Raw genomic sequence first — 15,704 nt, 5'->3', positions numbered from 1 at the left:
CTTATCGGTAACTGACTGCTCTTGATTGCATCGCTTTCCATGTTTGTATAAATCGAGTCTTGTTTACTGGCACCTGTCTTCGGCCAGACAGAGGGTCGTTCAAGTAGACCGTTGTTTCATTGAAACCGACCAGGACTACCGCGTGCAGGTCTAGTGGCGTCTTGATGACCTCATTGCCATGCGTCCAGGATTCCCAGCGGTCGGGCAGCAGATAATCGCCGGTAGTCCATACAACTGCTGGATAACCAGCAGATACATGGTCAAGTACTGTTTCGAAGTCCTTGCCCGTAAAATTGACGGCCCTGCCTGGTAAATAACGATTGATCAAATCAATCATTGGTTTATCGAAGACCGCATATCCTGCGTGTTTACCGGTCATATCTCCAACAAAACCTTCAGCTGGGTTTCCCCAACTCAAAATATCTCCATTTGCAGATCTTTTCAGAGGATCATTATCTTTTTGTATCTCCTCGAAAAGCCTCATTTTATTTGTATCAGCTCCGGCAAAGTTCAGCATCATCGCCAGACTGGTCACTTCACAACCGTATTTTAATTCTGGATTTTGCCTTATCAAGGGTACGTTCAGTAATGGCTTACTTTTCCGTTGTGGGTGTTGGCCTTGCTTCTGTTTAGGGTTTGGGACCGCCATTTCCTGAATTGGCTCAGGACTTTCAATAATGATGGGTTCATTGTTGTTTTGTTGAATTTGTGCTTCATTTTCGGCGGGCGAGCCGTGGCTGCATCCAAGCAATGGAAGAAGAATGCCGATGAAATGCCACTTTTTCATGTCATCATCCTTCCATAAGCTTGTATTTATTTTAGGTTATCACGATGATTTTATAACTTGAGGAAAATGGAAACAGTGTAACTGAGGGAATACTCATAATATGATAAAATTATTCATATCAAATTAGTGGTAAGAACTTTTAAAAACGTTGTGGAGCGCAACAAAATTTTGCAGGTTTTAGGGAGGTTTCAGATTGAATTGGATGCTCTGGATATTTTAACCGACCTTGAACATGTCGTCCCTTTTTTTCAGCCGATTTTTAATGCGGAGGAGCATAAAATCATTGGATATGAAGTTTTAGGCCGGTATATAAGCGGAAATGAGGAAATCAGTCTCGGGTCTTTTTTTCAGGATGATACAATTCCTGAAGAGTACCGGATTGAAGTGGAAAATGTCGTTTTTTCTAAAGCGATGGAAATAGCGTCACGCTCAGGTGACCAGGACCTTTTATGGTTTGTCAACAAGGATGCTGGATTATTGATGGTGGATGATGGAGAGGGATTTTTGCAATTGCTCCTTTCATTCCATGATAAAGGGTTGAGGCCTGAGCACATAGTGCTTGAAATATCTGATCGTAATGTACAAAGCCATATTGAGCATCTAATCAATTATTACAAATCCTTTGGAATAAAAATTGCGATGGCCCAAGTCGGCAGTGAAAGCAGATATTTTGAGCGAATAGCTGGCATTGAACCAGAAATTCTAAAAATTGATATGTCCTCGCTAAGATCAAACAATGCAGGGCCTGCCTATCTGGATGTCCTTCATTCTTTATCGATCCTTGCCCGCAAAATTGGCGCGACACTTTTGTTTGAAAACATTGAAACGCCGTATCAGCTGCAGTTTGCCTGGAAGAACGGAGGCAGGTTTTATCAAGGATATTATCTAAGAAAACCTCAGCGAAGTTTAGTAGCAAAAGATATTCTAAAGGAAAAAATAAAGGCAGAAATACATGGGTTTATCTTATCCGAGAAGAAACGGCTTCACTCTTTTTTTGATTTGCGAATCGAGTTGAACATGAAGTTCCAGGAATTGATAAGCCGAAATAAAAAAGGGCAAAATCCTAGTGAATTCCTGATGGCAATTGGAGAAAGCCTTGATGGCATCGCATTCCGTATGTATATATGTGACGAAGACGGCTTCCAGCTGTCACCTAACCTTTATAAAACAGGTGAGCATTGGATTCTGCAGCCAAAGTACCTGGATAAGAACTGGAGCTGGCGACCTTATTTTCTTGAAAACATTATTAGAATGAGAACAGGGAAAAAGGGGATCCTGTCAGATCGATACAGTGATATTGAAACGGGGGAGGTAATCCGGACGTTCTCATTGCCTTTGAATGGAGCTGAATTCTTATTTGTCGATTTAAGCGCATCTTTTCTTAATGAACGTGAAGGGTTATTTTAACAAACAGAAAAGCGCATAGTAAATTGAAATATGTACAATTTATATATACAGCCTTCTATAAAGGGGGATTTTTATGAGTATATATATGACAATGCTTTTATTGGCGGGGGCAGGGGTGCTGGTTGCCGGCCTTTTCTATACCTGGACTTTTGGAAAGGGGCAGAAAAGAGCTCAAGGCAACCTGGATTCTCAGGTCCCAGGGGCTGTACAGGAGCACGCTTACATTCGAAACCCGATTTTTTTAACCTATATAATCGTCATCTCCATAGCCCTGTTGTTCATCGTTTATTTTGCGGTGACCACAGGAACCGGATATTAACCTCCAAAACGGGGGTTATTTTTTTTTTGAAAAGCTCCTGATCATACTACAAATTTTTTAACATTTGCGTTAGTTCGAGTCAGTTAAGGGTAAATTGATATTGTAAAACAGGTATCGTGTCAGATGCTGTGGTTATTTTACGAATGAATTTCATAATCATACCGTGTAAATGTTGGTAAAATTGTATTTACTAGTCATCATGGAGGAGGGGAAAAAATGGACAAGCGGTCAAAGCTATTATTTTTGTTTATATCATCTTTATTATTTTTGGTACCGGCCAATGCGTTTGCTGACTCAGATTTGGATGGCAGGGAAGACGTTTTTGCATTCCTCGGAAAGGCTTTTGATTCACAGGTTTCCTTAAGTGAAAAGGCCAGGACGATGGAAGAAATTGAAGCTGTATTGGATCCTTATTTTACAGAAGACTATAAGTCTCGTTTTATTGATGAGAATGTAGTTGGACAGGAAAATGAATACCAGACTTATGGAACAGATTTCGCCCCATATTACATTCCGTTTTACGCTTTTTCAGAAAAGACGAAAGTGGTTGAAATGAAGAATGAAATTTATGTCGTCGAGTTTTTTCCTGGGAATACTGAAGGACCAGTAGGCTATGAAGACCATTATGAAGGATTGAAACTGGTTATTGAGGATGGTGACTGGAAGGTAGCTCAATATTTATATAATGAAGTTCCCCAGGAAGTAATCAATAAAGCCTATCCGGAAAAAGCGAAGGAGCAGCAACAAGCTTCAAAGCCTGAAACTGAGAACAAGGAAATGATCAGAGAAACTGTGTTTGGACCGAATTTCTCCACGCTGAAGACGTTCATGGAGTTGGGAGTCATTTTCAGGAATGAAAACAGGACATTGTTTTTCGGGTTATTATAAAGAACGAAGCGTGAAATCTGATCAGATTTCACGCTTTATTTTTATCTTTCTGTTAAACTCAACGCTACTCGTTGATATCCAAAACTCGCTTCAACTTTTCAAGATCAAAGCCTGTGATGATTTCTTCTCCAATCACGATGGTTGGCGTGGAATAGGAATTGTAAATCTCCGTCAGTTCAAGCTTGCTCTGGTCATTCAGGGAGATATTTTTCTCTGTATACGAGAAGCCGAATTCACTCAGGAACATCTTAATGATTTGGCAAGGAGGGCAGTCGTTCTGGGTGTATATAATGATCTCATTCATTTTATTTAGTTCCCCCGGTAGTTTTGTTCAAATAATGGACCAGCCCCATGGCACTGACATTCACATCCAGATACAGCAGTTCATATATTGGATGGTTGTCTGTCAGCCCTCGCTGGGTCAAGTGAGTTTTAATTTTATCATAAAGTTTCTGTGTAATCTGCTCAACTTGCTTTTCTGGATGTTTTTCTTCCAATACAGAATGTTTTGCCTCTTCAATGAAAACTTTAAGCCAACTCTCCACTTGCCTGAAAGCTTCAGCCGGATTTTCAGACATGCCATAATGTCCAAAATAAATTCGCTCTATTTTGAGGTCCTTATAACGGCTGATGGATTGGACCATCTTTTCAGGATCAAACTGGTTAGGTGAAGTTGTAGGCAGGTAGAACTCGATTCCTTCGCGGTCAAGCTGCGGATAAAAAATACCGGCAGTGTCACCAGAGAAAATTCCGTTTGTGAGCGGATGATAGATACTGAAATGGTGGTTGGCATGGCCAGGAGTATCTAAAAACTTCAGTGTAAGCTTATCGCTTATTTTTACTGTATCGCCTTCACCTTTAATCATCAGGCGATCCTCCGGTATTTCAACGATTGGGTCAAAAAGTTGTGAAAATTTGTCGCCATATACGGCTTTTGCACCCATGATCAATCTTGAAGGATCAGCAAGATGCCTGGCACCCTTGGGATGTACAATTACTTTCGCATTCGGGCAGTGCTGTAACATTAGCCCCGCTCCGCCAGCATGATCAAGGTGTATATGTGTCACGATTATGTATGAAATATCTCCAGGGGATACTCCTAGTGTTTGTAAGCCTTCAAGGATATAGGGAATGGACGGGCTAGCGGATGTTTCGATGAGCGTGACCTTATCTTCTGTTAATACGTATGTACCTGTCCGTTCAGGCATACTTAAATCAAAATCATCGATCAGAAAGACATTTTCAGATAGCTGCACTGGTTTTTTCAAAAAATCACTCCTTTTCTCAAAGCTTTTACTTGTACATCTTCTGACATTATTTTATTCTGTTAATATTGACATGTAAAGAATTGTGTATAGAAAATTCTGAAATCATTTTACATGGATATAAATAGGCCAATTGCAAAATCTATTTATAAGTTATTGGTTTTTGTTTTGAAAGGAGAGGGAGCATAATGTCACAGCTTCAGGGAATAATCACTCGTTTAAAGAATCTGCAAGAGCAGTCCAATGGAGGAGAGCCTGCTCAACGCTTTTTTGAAGTGAATGGTGAGCGTAAATGCCAGGTTACATACCATCCAAAAACTGAAACATACGAATTGGAAATATACAATGACAAGGAAAAGCCTAAGAAATATCAATTCGACAACATTGATATGATTACAATTGAGATCTTTGATCTTATTCAGTAATCATCAATAACAATGGGACCCTTCTGTGGTCCTTTTTTGTTTGAATTTTGCTTAATATCTCGTTTTCCGGGAGTAAACTAAATAAAAGCACCCTCATTTATAATGTGGTAAAATGTAATGGAAAGAAATCCATTTTAGGGAGTTTTCGCCATGATTAGTCTTTACAGCGGTGAGTTTTTGGAAGTGTCAATTAAAGACCTGATGATTCCTTCTGAACGCGTAGCCCATGTTCAAGTTGGCAATAGTCTGGAGCACGCACTGCTTGTTTTAACGAAGAGCGGGTATACTGCGATTCCTGTTCTTGATCCTCATTATCGTCTAATGGGTTTAATCAGTACACCTATCATAATGGATTCAATTCTCGGCCTCCAAAGAATCGAGTTTGAGCAGCTTGAGAGGAAGCGAGTAGAAGAAGCCATGAATACAAAAATACCAAGAATCAACATCCACTCAACGCTTAAATCCTCACTGGACCTTCTTGTTGATCACCCCTTCCTCTGTATAGAAGATGACTCTGGTATATTTGAGGGTATTCTGACAAGGCGGACTGTCCTGCTGAAATTGAGCAAACAAGTAAAAAGGTATAATAAGAAATAATATCATAAGGCAGCTCCCGGATTCGGGGGCTGAATTTTTTACTGTATAAGAAAGAATAAACTTTATTACTCTGATTAGTGTCTAGCTCCAGCGCCTAGCCAGTTTTCATCCCTGAGAGGGCATCCTGGAGTATCTTGCGATAAGCGTCAGCTTTGAGCAGCTCGAGTCGCTTGTCGGGGCTGAGCAAGGCGCTTGCGCTTTTCTTTTAGAGGTGTGTATATGGGACAGGCTGAACAAAAAAGGAAAGAAACAAAACGCTCTTTTGTGCTGGCAACAGTCATGCTTGCCATGTTCATGGGAGCTGTTGAAGGAACGATTGTGTCTACAGCTATGCCCGCAATCGTCGGTGATCTGGGCGGTTTTGCATTATATAGCTGGGTTTTCTCTGCTTATTTGCTGATGAATGCTGTTACTGTTCTTATCTACGGCAAATTATCGGATTTATTTGGCAGGAAGCCAATTTTAACATTTGGTATTATCATCTTCTTGATTGGTTCGATTTTATCCGGGACGGCTGAAACGATGGAAATGCTGATTCTATACCGGTTCATTCAGGGGTTTGGGGCTGGTGCAGTCATGCCGATTGCCACCACCATTGTTGGGGATATCTATTCCAGGGCAGAAAGGGCGAAGATACAGGGTTATCTCTCCAGTGTATGGGGCATTTCAGCTGTATCGGGACCGGCGCTTGGAGGCTTGCTGGTGGAATATGCAAGCTGGAGATATGTTTTCTGGATCAATGTTCCGCTCGGAATCCTGGCTATAGCGGGACTCTGGCTTTACCTTCATGAAGATATTGAGAAAAAGAAGCATAAGATCGATTATCCTGGTGCGGTTTTTCTTACTGTGGCAATTAGCTCACTAATGATTATCCTGGTCGAAGCGGGTGCGAATTGGGCATGGACGTCTCCAAAAACAATCGGCCTGATCAGCTTGAGCGTACTGACCTTGATTCTCTTTATAATTCAAGAGAGAAGGGCAGAAGAGCCGATGATGCCATTTAATATTTGGCGGGAACGGTCGATATTCATTGCCAATATGACTTCTCTGACAACCGGTGTCATGCTTATTGGCATTTCCAGCTTTTTGCCTGCATTTGTACAGGGAGTCATGGAAAAATCTCCGATTGTTGCAGGTTTTACGCTGACGGCCATGTCAATAGGTTGGCCGATTGCTTCGGCTCTCAGCGGTCGCCTGCTATTGAGTATCGGCTATCGCAAGACTTCTTTATTTGGCGGTGCCGCATTGATACTCGGCAGTATCCTGTTTGTTACCCTGACGCCTGAAGCTGGACCTCTATGGGCAGCAGCTGGGTCGTTTTTCGTCGGAGTGGGTATGGGGCTGACCAGTACCGCATTCATTGTATCCATCCAAAGTACTGTTGCCTGGCAGCAAAGAGGGATCGCGACAGCAGCCAATATGTTCATGAGGAACCTGGGCAATACAGTGGGAGCTGCCTTGCTCGGAGGAGTTCTGAACAGCAGTATCTTGAGCTACATGAAAAGCAATGGAGCAGCAAGTCAGGATCTCTCGATAGATGCAGCGAATGTCCTGCTCAATGAATCAGAGAGGATGAAGCTTCCGGCAGACTTAAAAGCACTCCTGCAGGATGCGCTGACAAACGCCCTTCATTCGGTATACATTGTCGTATTCATTTTTGCTATTGTCAGTTTGCTGTTCATCTTATTCCTGCCTAAAAAAGAGGAAGTTTGATTAACATGTTAGAAGAGGTTCACCTGCAATGCCCGAAAAAGAAGAAATGTGATGAAATCAGTAAAAGGAACACCCCTGCATAGTGGTCAAAAATAATAAAAGGGGAGTTCCAGCAATAGCTTTAAAACGAAAAACTGCAGATTTCTGCAGTTTTTTATTATAATGTAATTAATAATATAAGAAATACTTATTAAGAGGTCGAGTTATGTCATCTATTTCGGAGTTCCATCTGTTGTCTGTACTAGCTCAGGAAATGAATATGAGGAAGGCAGCGGAGAGATTATTTGTATCACAGCCCGCTTTGTCCCAAAGACTGCAATCGATCGAAAAAGATTGGGGTACCAAGCTATTTCTCCGTTCCCAGAAAGGGCTGACATTGACGCCTGCGGGAGAGGTCGTCATCCAATTTGTCAACGACACCATTGCCAGGGAGGAAAAAGCAAGGGAATCCATTCATGCATTAAATTCAGAGGTGTATGGAACCCTTAAAATAGCCGTTGCATCTATCGTTGGCCAAAACTGGCTGCCACAGGTCTTGAAGAAATACGTAAACCGCTACCCTCAGGCAAAAATATCACTTGTGACTGGCTGGAGCAGTGAAATATCTAAGGCACTATACGAAGATCAGGTGCACATCGGGATTATAAGGGGTACACCGGACTGGAAAGGTGTCAAGATCCACTTATTTAAGGACAGTCTGTATTTAGTCGATACGGAAATAACAAGTCCTGAACAAGTATTGGATACAGACCGGCCGTTTATCCAATTTAAAAGTGATTCGAATTACTACCAGGAAATACAGGATTGGTGGTTAAGGCAATTCCAGACAGCACCAAAAAGAACAATCATTGTCGATCAGATTGAAACATGTAAACAGATGACCTTCAACGGAATCGGTTACGCAATTCTTCCGGCAATAACACTGAATGGGGCGGAAAAGGACATCTTTAAAGTCCCGCTTCGCGATGAAAACAATGAACCTTTAGGAAGGGACACCTGGCTTCTGGGATATGAATCGGCCTTCCGATTGAAGCAAGTCCAGGCCTTCATTGATATCATTAAAGAACATATTGTTGAGACCAAGAAAACAGATAAATAGTTTTTCTTGTTTTAAAAACTTTTGTTTGTTAAAGTAATTTTTAGAATAGGCTGTTTTCCGTGTTGTTGCTTTAGCAGATTAATTCTATAAAAGAGCAGCACGCTAGCGGAATGGGGCAAATACATACATAATTTGGAGGCAAAGTATATGAAAATGATGGATGCTAATGAAATTATTTCGTTTATTCAAAATAGCAAAAAAGCTACTCCGGTAAAGGTATATATTAAAGGTGACCTTGAAGGAATCGACTTTGGCGACAATACCCAGACGTTCATCACAGGCAACACCGGCGTTATTTTCGGTGAGTGGGCTGAAATCAATCCGGCAATCGAAGCAAACCAGGCTAAAATTGAAGATTATGTCATTGAAAATGACCGAAGAAATTCGGCAATTCCTTTGTTGGACATGAAGAATATCAAGGCTCGTATTGAGCCAGGTGCAATCATCAGGGACCAGGTTGAAATCGGCGACAATGCTGTTATTATGATGGGTGCATCCATTAATATCGGTGCTGTTGTAGGTGAAGGTACGATGATCGACATGAACGTAGTACTAGGAGGACGTGCAACAGTCGGCAAGAACTGCCACATTGGTGCAGGGTCTGTACTTGCTGGAGTTATCGAGCCGCCATCAGCAAAGCCTGTTGTTGTTGAAGATGATGTAGTGATCGGAGCGAATGCTGTTGTTCTTGAGGGTGTCACAGTAGGTAAGGGTGCGGTAGTCGCTGCAGGCGCAATCGTAATCGACGATGTTCCTCCATACACAGTTGTAGCCGGAACACCAGCACGTGTCATCAAGGAAATCGACGAGAAAACGAAATCAAAAACTGAAATCAAGCAGGAGCTTCGCCAGCTTTAATAGCAAGCATGAAAGCGTGGATCGTAGTCCGCGCTTTCTTTTACGTGATAGGAGAAATATATTACTTCGATAATTGTCCAGCTCCAGCGCCTAGCCCCTCGAGTCGCTTGTCTAGCTGCGGCTCCTAACTCCTCGAGACGTTTCGGTCCTGCCAATGAAGTCAAAGGGCGACTTCACTGTCAGGCCCTCCAACGCATGTCGGAGTTGGGCAGTCGGCTATACTTTTCGATTTCGGTCCGCCCAATGAAGTGAAAGAACGACTTCAATGGTCGGCCCTCCGAGGCACAGGACGTGCTAGACCCGACAGCCACAGGAAGTGCCGTTCTTGTCGGGCAGCGCTTGTCGGGGCTGACCAAGGCGCTTGCGCTTTTCTTAATAAGGGGAGAGAACTCTATGGATTTTACTACTTTCGTTAAAATTAGAAGAGATTTGCATCAAATTCCTGAGCTGGGTTTCAAGGAGTTTAAAACCCAGGCGTATCTCCTTGACTATCTAAGCAGCCTTCCTCAGGATACCCTGGAAATAAAGACATGGAAGACAGGGATTTTTGTCAGGATCAAAGGAATGAATCCAAAAAAGACGATTGGCTACAGAGCTGATATCGATGGTCTTCCGATCACAGAAGCAACCGGCTTGGAATTCAAATCACTTCATGAAGGGCAGATGCATGCATGCGGTCATGATTTTCATATGTCCATTGCCCTTGGATTGATTTCATACTTCCTTGCTCACCCTATTGATGATCATTTGCTGTTCATTTTCCAGCCTGCAGAGGAAGGTCCCGGTGGTGCCGAGCCAATGCTTAAAACGGACATCATGCAGGAATGGAAGCCGGATATGATCATTGCCCTGCATATCGCTCCGGAATATCCGGTTGGCACGATTGCAACTAGAGAAGGTCTGCTTTTTGCCAATACTTCTGAATTGTTTATTGACCTTGAGGGGAAGGGAGGGCATGCTGCTTATCCTCACCAAACTAATGATATGGTCGTTGCCGCTTGTGCTCTTGTGAACCAGCTTCAGTCTGTTGTTTCTAGAAATGTGGATCCACTCGACAGTGCTGTTGTAACAATCGGCAAAATAACCGGAGGCACGGTTCAAAATATCATCGCTGAAACAGCAAGGCTAGAAGGGACAATCCGCACACTTTCTGTAGAATCTATGGCGAGAGTTAAGGAAAGGATTGAAGCACTCGTTAAAGGTATCGAAATAGGCTATCAATGCAAGACTTCAATAGACTATGGTGCCATGTATCATCAAGTTTATAATAATGGAGAATTAGCACGTGACTTTATCGCCTTTGCTGAGGATAAAGAGAAGATCAACGTAATTGTTTGTAAAGAAGCAATGACTGGAGAAGATTTTGGATATATGCTTAAAGAGATCCCTGGCTTCATGTTCTGGCTCGGTGTTCATTCGGATCATGGACTTCATCATGCCAGGCTTGACCCCGATGAGGACGCCATCAAGACAGCAATTGACCTGCTGACTGAGTATATTGAGTATAAAAGCAAATAAACCTATGAACTTTTCAATCTGGCTTAGTGATACAGTGTAATTGCCATTCCAAAAAAGAGGTGTTCAATATGAGATTGCGTCAACCTATGCCTGAAATAAACGGGGCCGCTGAATGGCTCAATGGAGAGGTTACTAGAGAACAGCTGGTTGGTGAAAAGCCGACTCTGATTCACTTTTGGTCAATCAGCTGTCATCTATGCAAGGTAGCAATGCCATCGGTTAATGAACTGCGCAATCAATATAAAGATAATCTGAATGTGGTGGCTGTCCATATGCCACGGTCAGAAAAAGACATGAATATCAAAGAAATCAAACAGGTGGCAGCTGAACACAGCATGTCCCAGCCCATTTTTATTGATCATGACCACATATTGACGGACGCGTTTGAGAATCAATATGTACCAGCTTACTACCTTTTTGATCATAATGGTTTGTTAAGGCATTTTCAGGCTGGCGGAAGCGGTTTAAAGATGCTTGAAAAACGTGTGATCAGAGTTCTCGAAGAAATGGAAAAGGAAGAATGAATCCTTTTGAGGGTTTAACGGACACTTTTCTGCATAAAGACCACGAGTTTGTCCGATAGAGTCCTTCTAACGGACACTTTTCTGCATAAAGACCACGAGTTTGTCCGAGAGCCCTTCTAACGGACATTTTTCTGCATAAGGACCACGAGTTTGTCCGATATAGCCCTTCGAACGGACACTTTTTCTGAATAAAGACCACGTTTTTGTCCGATAGAGCCCTTCTAACGGACATTTTTCTGCATAAAGACAACGAGTTTGTCCGATATAGCTCACCTAACGGACACTTTTCTCTGTTATGACCACAAGCTTGTCCTATCGAGGCCTTCTGATTCCTTTGATTCCAAAGTCCAACACCATTTCGCCTGCCTTTTTCAGTTAAAATCTGATAATTTCCATATACAAAAAAATATAAAAATTCTAAAAAATACTGGAAAAATATTTCGAAACTCGATATATTAATGTATACGTGCTTTTCTTTTTTGCTAAGCTTTTCCAATTTTTTTCTGCGCGTTGCTATTTTTACAAGGTTGGGGGTACGATTCCTTCCTACACGTACGAAGAAGGAAACAAACCATTATTGCCTTAACAATCTCTAATTTTCCAAAGGGGGGGATATGAATGGAGACATTCAAAAAATTAAAAGAATATTATTGGCCTTTTAAAAATTACTTTATATGGTCAATATTATTTATGTTGATTGTAACAGCGATTACCGTGGTTTATCCGATGATCCTGCAGCTTACAATCGATGAAGCCGTCATTGGAGGACGGTATGATCTGATTCCACTTCTTGCTGCCGGTTTTGTGGGATCCATGGTCGTTAAAGGTATCTGTACCTACATTTATCAATATACAGGAGATCTGTTTGGCATTCATTCTGTCTATAAGCTGAGAAACTCGCTTTATGAAAGGCTTCAGTTCCTTTCTTTCCGTTATTACGACAATGCGAAGACAGGTGATTTAATGTCAAGGCTTACTGCAGATGTGGAAGGCTTTCGCTTTTTCCTAAGCTTTGGCTTCTCGGAGTTGATTCGTTTTGTCCTCTTAATTGGTATTAGTTTTACCGTTATGTTCTATTATTCTATTTCATTGACTTTTGTGACTCTCGCTACACTGCCTTTCCTTGCTGTAGTCGTGTATAAGTTTGACAGGGCAGTCCATCCGGCGTTCAGGGGGATCCGGAAGTCGTTTGGGAAACTGAATACCAAGGTTCAGGAGAATATAAGCGGAATCAACACTGTAAAGTCTCTTTCTCGTGAAGATTATGAGATTGGCAGATTCAATTCCTCAAATGGAAATTATAAAGATCAATATTTATTCACTTCGGAAATCTGGGCGAAGTATTTCCCTTTAATGGAGTTTTTGGGGAATTTAAGTGTTGTCCTGCTTTTAGGATACGGTGGCTTCCTGGTCATGAATGAATCTTTGCTGCCGGGAGAGCTGGTGGCTTTCTACAGCCTCGTTTGGTACATCATGTGGCCAATCATGAACCTCGGATTCGTTGTGAATCTGTTTTCCCAATCCAAAGCATCAGGGGAACGATTATTGGAGATTCTTGAAGCTGATGAGGAGATTGAAGAGAAGCGTGGGGCCCTTCAGGTTGAAAAACTCTCAGGAGACGTAGAGTTCAATAATGTAACACTCCGTTATGGCGATGATGAAAATGAAGCTTTATATAATATTACCTTTAAAGCACGTCCTGGCCAGACAATTGGGTTGATTGGGTCGACAGGTTCTGGAAAAACAAGCATTACTCAGCTGATGACTAGGTTTTATGAGCCGGTCGCTGGCCAAGTCCTGATTGATGGCCTGGATATTAAGGATTATTCAATTCGTTCACTTCGCAGCAACATAGGGATTGTCCTCCAGGAGTCCTTCCTTTTTTCTTCCTCGATTAAAGCCAATATCTCTTATGGCAATCCAGAGGCAACGATGGAGGAAATCATTGCTGCCGCAAAAAGGGCGCAGGCACATAGTTTTATAATGGAACTGCCGGATGGGTATGATACGATCCTTGGGGAAAGAGGAATGGGGCTGTCTGGCGGCCAAAAGCAAAGAATCGCGATTGCCAGGGCGATTTGTGTCAATCCAAGTATCTTGATCCTTGATGATGCCACAAGTGCAGTAGATATGGAAACTGAATTCAAGATCCAGCAAGCACTCCTGGAAGTCATGAAGGGACGGACGACTTTTATCATCGCACACCGCATTTCTTCCCTTAAGCACGCAGATGAAATTCTCGTGCTTGAAAATGGGGCAATTGCTGAGCGTGGAACCCATGAACAACTGATCAAGAATGGCGGAACATATCAAAAAATCTACGATATACAATTTAAGGACCGCCAAAAAGTATCGCAAACTGGCTGAAATTCAAAAAGGGATGATTGATAGATGTTCGTCATTTCGTTCATACCGGATCAGTTATCTATAATGTACAGGGGGGAAGATTTTGAGCAAGAAAGGTAACTCTCAAGTTTTGAAAAGGTTCCACTATTCTACTGACCAGGTTATTGATAAGCCTTTTAACTGGAAACAGATGTTGAGGCTTTTTGGTTATATGCTCCCATATAAAAAGACGCTTGTGCCGCTGTCGATTGCCATGGTTTTAATCACGACAGCAGTAAGACTGACAATCCCAATTCTGATTGGGATCTACACTCTTGACAGAGCCGTTAAAAATAAAGACGTCACTATGCTTTTCTGGCTGGTCGCGCTCATAGGGGGGCTTTATACAGCTTCCTATATTGCGAACATTTACAGAATCCGCTGGATGAATCAATTAGGCCAGAATGTTATATATGATTTGCGTAAACATTTATTCACGCATGTGCAAAATCTATCGCATCGCTTTTTTGACCAGCGTTCAGCTGGATCCATACTCGTGCGGATCATGAATGACATCAATTCCCTTCAGGAATTGTTCACCAATGGTGTCATCAACTTATTGATGGACATTGTTCTGCTGGTCGGCATCTTCTTTATCCTGTTCTCGTTAAGTCCGCAGCTTACACTGGCAATCATGATTATTTTACCGATCATGTTCCTGATCTCAACAAAGCTGAGAAAAAACATCAGGCGCTCCTGGCAGGATGTTCGCATGAAGCAATCCAAGTTAAATTCCCACCTGAATGAAAGTATCCAGGGTATCAGGGTTACACAATCTTTTACGCAGGAAAAGGAAAACATGGCTTTTTTTGATGGAGTAAACGATGAGACCTTCCAGAGCTGGAAGTCGGCTTCACAGAAAAATGCGATGTTCCGTCCGATGGTTGAACTGACCAATGCACTTGGTACAGCAGTATTAATTTGGTATGGAGCGAGTTTGATCCAAAATGGAACGATCTCAATTGGTGTATTCGTCTCCTTCGCCTTCTATCTTGGTATGTTCTGGGAACCAATCTCTAGGCTGGGCCAGGTATATAACCAGTTATTGATGGGGATGGCTTCATCGGAACGGATCTTCGAGTTTCTTGACGAGAAGCCGATTGTTTCTGAGGCTGATCATCCGGTTGAGCTCGAGGAAATGCGAGGAGAAATTAAATTTGATAAAGTCGTCTTCTCATATGATGAAAAGAGAACGGCGCTTAAGGGGATCAGCCTCGAAATGAAGGCTGGACAGACGGTTGCCCTCGTTGGTCATACAGGATCAGGGAAGACAACGATTGCCAATTTAATCAGCCGGTTCTATGATCCTACTTCGGGCAGGGTATTGGTTGACGGTCATGACCTAAAAGAAGTCTCTATAGGCAGCCTGAGGAAGCATATCAGTATCGTACTGCAGGACACCTTTATTTTTTCTGGAACAATTTACGATAATATTCTGTTCGGCAGGCCGGATGCTGCAGAGGAAGAAGTAATAGCTGCTGCAGAAGCTGTAGGAGCAGCCGAATTCATTAAGAAGCTGCCTAATGGATATAAGACAGAAGTGGAAGAAAGGGGTAATATCCTTTCAGTCGGTGAAAGGCAGCTCCTTTCATTCGCCAGGGCGTTGCTTGCTAACCCACGAATCCTGATTATGGATGAAGCGACAGCGAGCATTGATACCGAAACAGAAATGAAAATCCAAAAGGCTCTAAAAACACTGTTGAACGGCCGCACGGCTATCATCATTGCCCACAGACTATCGACCATCAGGGAAGCGGATAATATCTTCGTGCTAGAGAATGGCTTGATCATCGAGCAGGGCAATCATGACCAGCTTATGGACCTTGAAGGAGAATATCATCACCTTGTCAAAGCACAATTCAATATGCTAGATGCAGTGTAAATGTAGAAAGCCTTCTTCGTGAAGGCTTTTTTTGCAG

General features: G+C 42.3%; 15 protein-coding genes. 12 read left to right on the top strand and 3 right to left on the bottom strand.

The features are described from left to right. Window position 1: 1 nt before the first annotated feature. Window positions 2–787: a C39 family peptidase gene (locus J7E35_RS04965; RefSeq protein ID WP_214777498.1), complete on the bottom strand. Its 786-nt coding sequence runs from the start codon at window positions 785–787 to the stop codon at window positions 2–4. 198 nt (window positions 788–985) lie between these two features. Between J7E35_RS04965 and J7E35_RS04960 the strand changes: the two genes are divergently transcribed. From J7E35_RS04960 to J7E35_RS04950, 3 genes are all read left to right on the top strand, one after another. Further along, window positions 986–2,194: an EAL domain-containing protein gene (locus J7E35_RS04960; RefSeq protein ID WP_214777496.1), complete on the top strand. Its 1,209-nt coding sequence runs from the start codon at window positions 986–988 to the stop codon at window positions 2,192–2,194. Window positions 2,195–2,267: 73 nt separating this feature from the next. Beyond that, window positions 2,268–2,513 (top strand): hypothetical protein, encoded by a 246-nt coding sequence (locus J7E35_RS04955; RefSeq protein ID WP_214777494.1) that lies wholly within the window; start codon window positions 2,268–2,270, stop codon window positions 2,511–2,513. A 216-nt stretch (window positions 2,514–2,729) separates the two neighbouring features. Further along, the gene (locus J7E35_RS04950) at window positions 2,730–3,401 is read left to right on the top strand and encodes a DUF3993 domain-containing protein (protein WP_214777492.1); all 672 of its coding nucleotides are present in this window, start codon (window positions 2,730–2,732) and stop codon (window positions 3,399–3,401) included. 64 nt (window positions 3,402–3,465) lie between these two features. Here J7E35_RS04950 and J7E35_RS04945 read toward each other — a convergent pair whose 3' ends face one another. Both J7E35_RS04945 and J7E35_RS04940 read right to left on the bottom strand, forming a co-directional pair. Beyond that, a complete protein-coding gene (locus J7E35_RS04945; protein ID WP_214777490.1) occupies window positions 3,466–3,705 on the bottom strand; it encodes a glutaredoxin family protein in 240 nt (79 codons plus the stop codon). Window position 3,706: 1 nt separating this feature from the next. Then, entirely contained in the window at window positions 3,707–4,669 is a 963-nt protein-coding gene (locus J7E35_RS04940) for an MBL fold metallo-hydrolase (RefSeq protein ID WP_214777488.1), read from the bottom strand. Window positions 4,670–4,854: 185 nt separating this feature from the next. Here J7E35_RS04940 and J7E35_RS04935 point away from each other — a divergent pair, with 185 nt between their 5' ends. The 9 genes from J7E35_RS04935 (at window position 4,855) to J7E35_RS04895 (ending at window position 15,667) form a co-directional block, all read left to right on the top strand. After that, window positions 4,855–5,091 carry a YkuJ family protein gene (locus tag J7E35_RS04935; RefSeq protein ID WP_023627836.1) on the top strand — a complete coding sequence of 79 codons (237 nt, stop codon included), beginning with the start codon at window positions 4,855–4,857 and terminating at the stop codon, window positions 5,089–5,091. Between the two features lie 150 nt (window positions 5,092–5,241). Further along, window positions 5,242–5,688, top strand: coding sequence for a cyclic-di-AMP-binding protein CbpB (gene cbpB, locus J7E35_RS04930; RefSeq protein WP_214741329.1), 447 nt, complete (start codon window positions 5,242–5,244; stop codon window positions 5,686–5,688). Between the two features lie 219 nt (window positions 5,689–5,907). Next, a complete protein-coding gene (locus J7E35_RS04925) occupies window positions 5,908–7,401 on the top strand; it encodes an MDR family MFS transporter (RefSeq protein ID WP_214777486.1) in 1,494 nt (497 codons plus the stop codon). A gap of 205 nt (window positions 7,402–7,606) precedes the next feature. After that, a complete protein-coding gene (locus J7E35_RS04920) occupies window positions 7,607–8,500 on the top strand; it encodes a transcriptional regulator CcpC (RefSeq protein ID WP_214777484.1) in 894 nt (297 codons plus the stop codon). A 147-nt stretch (window positions 8,501–8,647) separates the two neighbouring features. Continuing rightward, on the top strand, window positions 8,648–9,358 hold the full coding sequence (gene dapD / locus J7E35_RS04915; RefSeq protein WP_214777482.1) for a 2,3,4,5-tetrahydropyridine-2,6-dicarboxylate N-acetyltransferase: 711 nt from the start codon (window positions 8,648–8,650) through the stop codon (window positions 9,356–9,358). Window positions 9,359–9,751: 393 nt separating this feature from the next. Further along, window positions 9,752–10,876 carry an N-acetyldiaminopimelate deacetylase gene (locus J7E35_RS04910; RefSeq protein ID WP_214777480.1) on the top strand — a complete coding sequence of 375 codons (1,125 nt, stop codon included), beginning with the start codon at window positions 9,752–9,754 and terminating at the stop codon, window positions 10,874–10,876. Between the two features lie 68 nt (window positions 10,877–10,944). Then, a complete protein-coding gene (locus J7E35_RS04905; protein ID WP_214777478.1) occupies window positions 10,945–11,400 on the top strand; it encodes a TlpA family protein disulfide reductase in 456 nt (151 codons plus the stop codon). A 618-nt stretch (window positions 11,401–12,018) separates the two neighbouring features. Further along, window positions 12,019–13,767 (top strand): ABC transporter ATP-binding protein, encoded by a 1,749-nt coding sequence (locus tag J7E35_RS04900; RefSeq protein WP_214777476.1) that lies wholly within the window; start codon window positions 12,019–12,021, stop codon window positions 13,765–13,767. Window positions 13,768–13,849: 82 nt separating this feature from the next. Beyond that, window positions 13,850–15,667 carry an ABC transporter ATP-binding protein gene (locus tag J7E35_RS04895; protein WP_251009442.1) on the top strand — a complete coding sequence of 606 codons (1,818 nt, stop codon included), beginning with the start codon at window positions 13,850–13,852 and terminating at the stop codon, window positions 15,665–15,667. Window positions 15,668–15,704 lie beyond the last annotated feature (37 nt).

The organism is Bacillus sp. ISL-45, assembly GCF_018613195.1.
GTDB lineage: Bacteria > Bacillota > Bacilli > Bacillales > Cytobacillaceae > Mesobacillus.
This window is presented reverse-complemented; position numbering and strand designations above follow the sequence as displayed.

Excerpts from the sequence above, each read along its gene's own strand:
- J7E35_RS04965 (WP_214777498.1), bottom strand. The coding sequence starts at position 787 with ATGAAAAAGTGGCATTTCATCGGCATTCTTCTTCCATTGCTTGGATGC.
- J7E35_RS04955 (WP_214777494.1), top strand. The coding sequence starts at position 2,268 with ATGAGTATATATATGACAATGCTTTTATTGGCGGGGGCAGGGGTGCTG.
- J7E35_RS04950 (WP_214777492.1), top strand. The coding sequence starts at position 2,730 with ATGGACAAGCGGTCAAAGCTATTATTTTTGTTTATATCATCTTTATTA.
- J7E35_RS04945 (WP_214777490.1), bottom strand. The coding sequence starts at position 3,705 with ATGAATGAGATCATTATATACACCCAGAACGACTGCCCTCCTTGCCAA.
- J7E35_RS04935 (WP_023627836.1), top strand. The coding sequence starts at position 4,855 with ATGTCACAGCTTCAGGGAATAATCACTCGTTTAAAGAATCTGCAAGAG.
- cbpB (WP_214741329.1), top strand. The coding sequence starts at position 5,242 with ATGATTAGTCTTTACAGCGGTGAGTTTTTGGAAGTGTCAATTAAAGAC.
- J7E35_RS04925 (WP_214777486.1), top strand. The coding sequence starts at position 5,908 with ATGGGACAGGCTGAACAAAAAAGGAAAGAAACAAAACGCTCTTTTGTG.
- J7E35_RS04920 (WP_214777484.1), top strand. The coding sequence starts at position 7,607 with ATGTCATCTATTTCGGAGTTCCATCTGTTGTCTGTACTAGCTCAGGAA.
- dapD (WP_214777482.1), top strand. The coding sequence starts at position 8,648 with ATGAAAATGATGGATGCTAATGAAATTATTTCGTTTATTCAAAATAGC.
- J7E35_RS04910 (WP_214777480.1), top strand. The coding sequence starts at position 9,752 with ATGGATTTTACTACTTTCGTTAAAATTAGAAGAGATTTGCATCAAATT.
- J7E35_RS04905 (WP_214777478.1), top strand. The coding sequence starts at position 10,945 with ATGAGATTGCGTCAACCTATGCCTGAAATAAACGGGGCCGCTGAATGG.
- J7E35_RS04900 (WP_214777476.1), top strand. The coding sequence starts at position 12,019 with ATGGAGACATTCAAAAAATTAAAAGAATATTATTGGCCTTTTAAAAAT.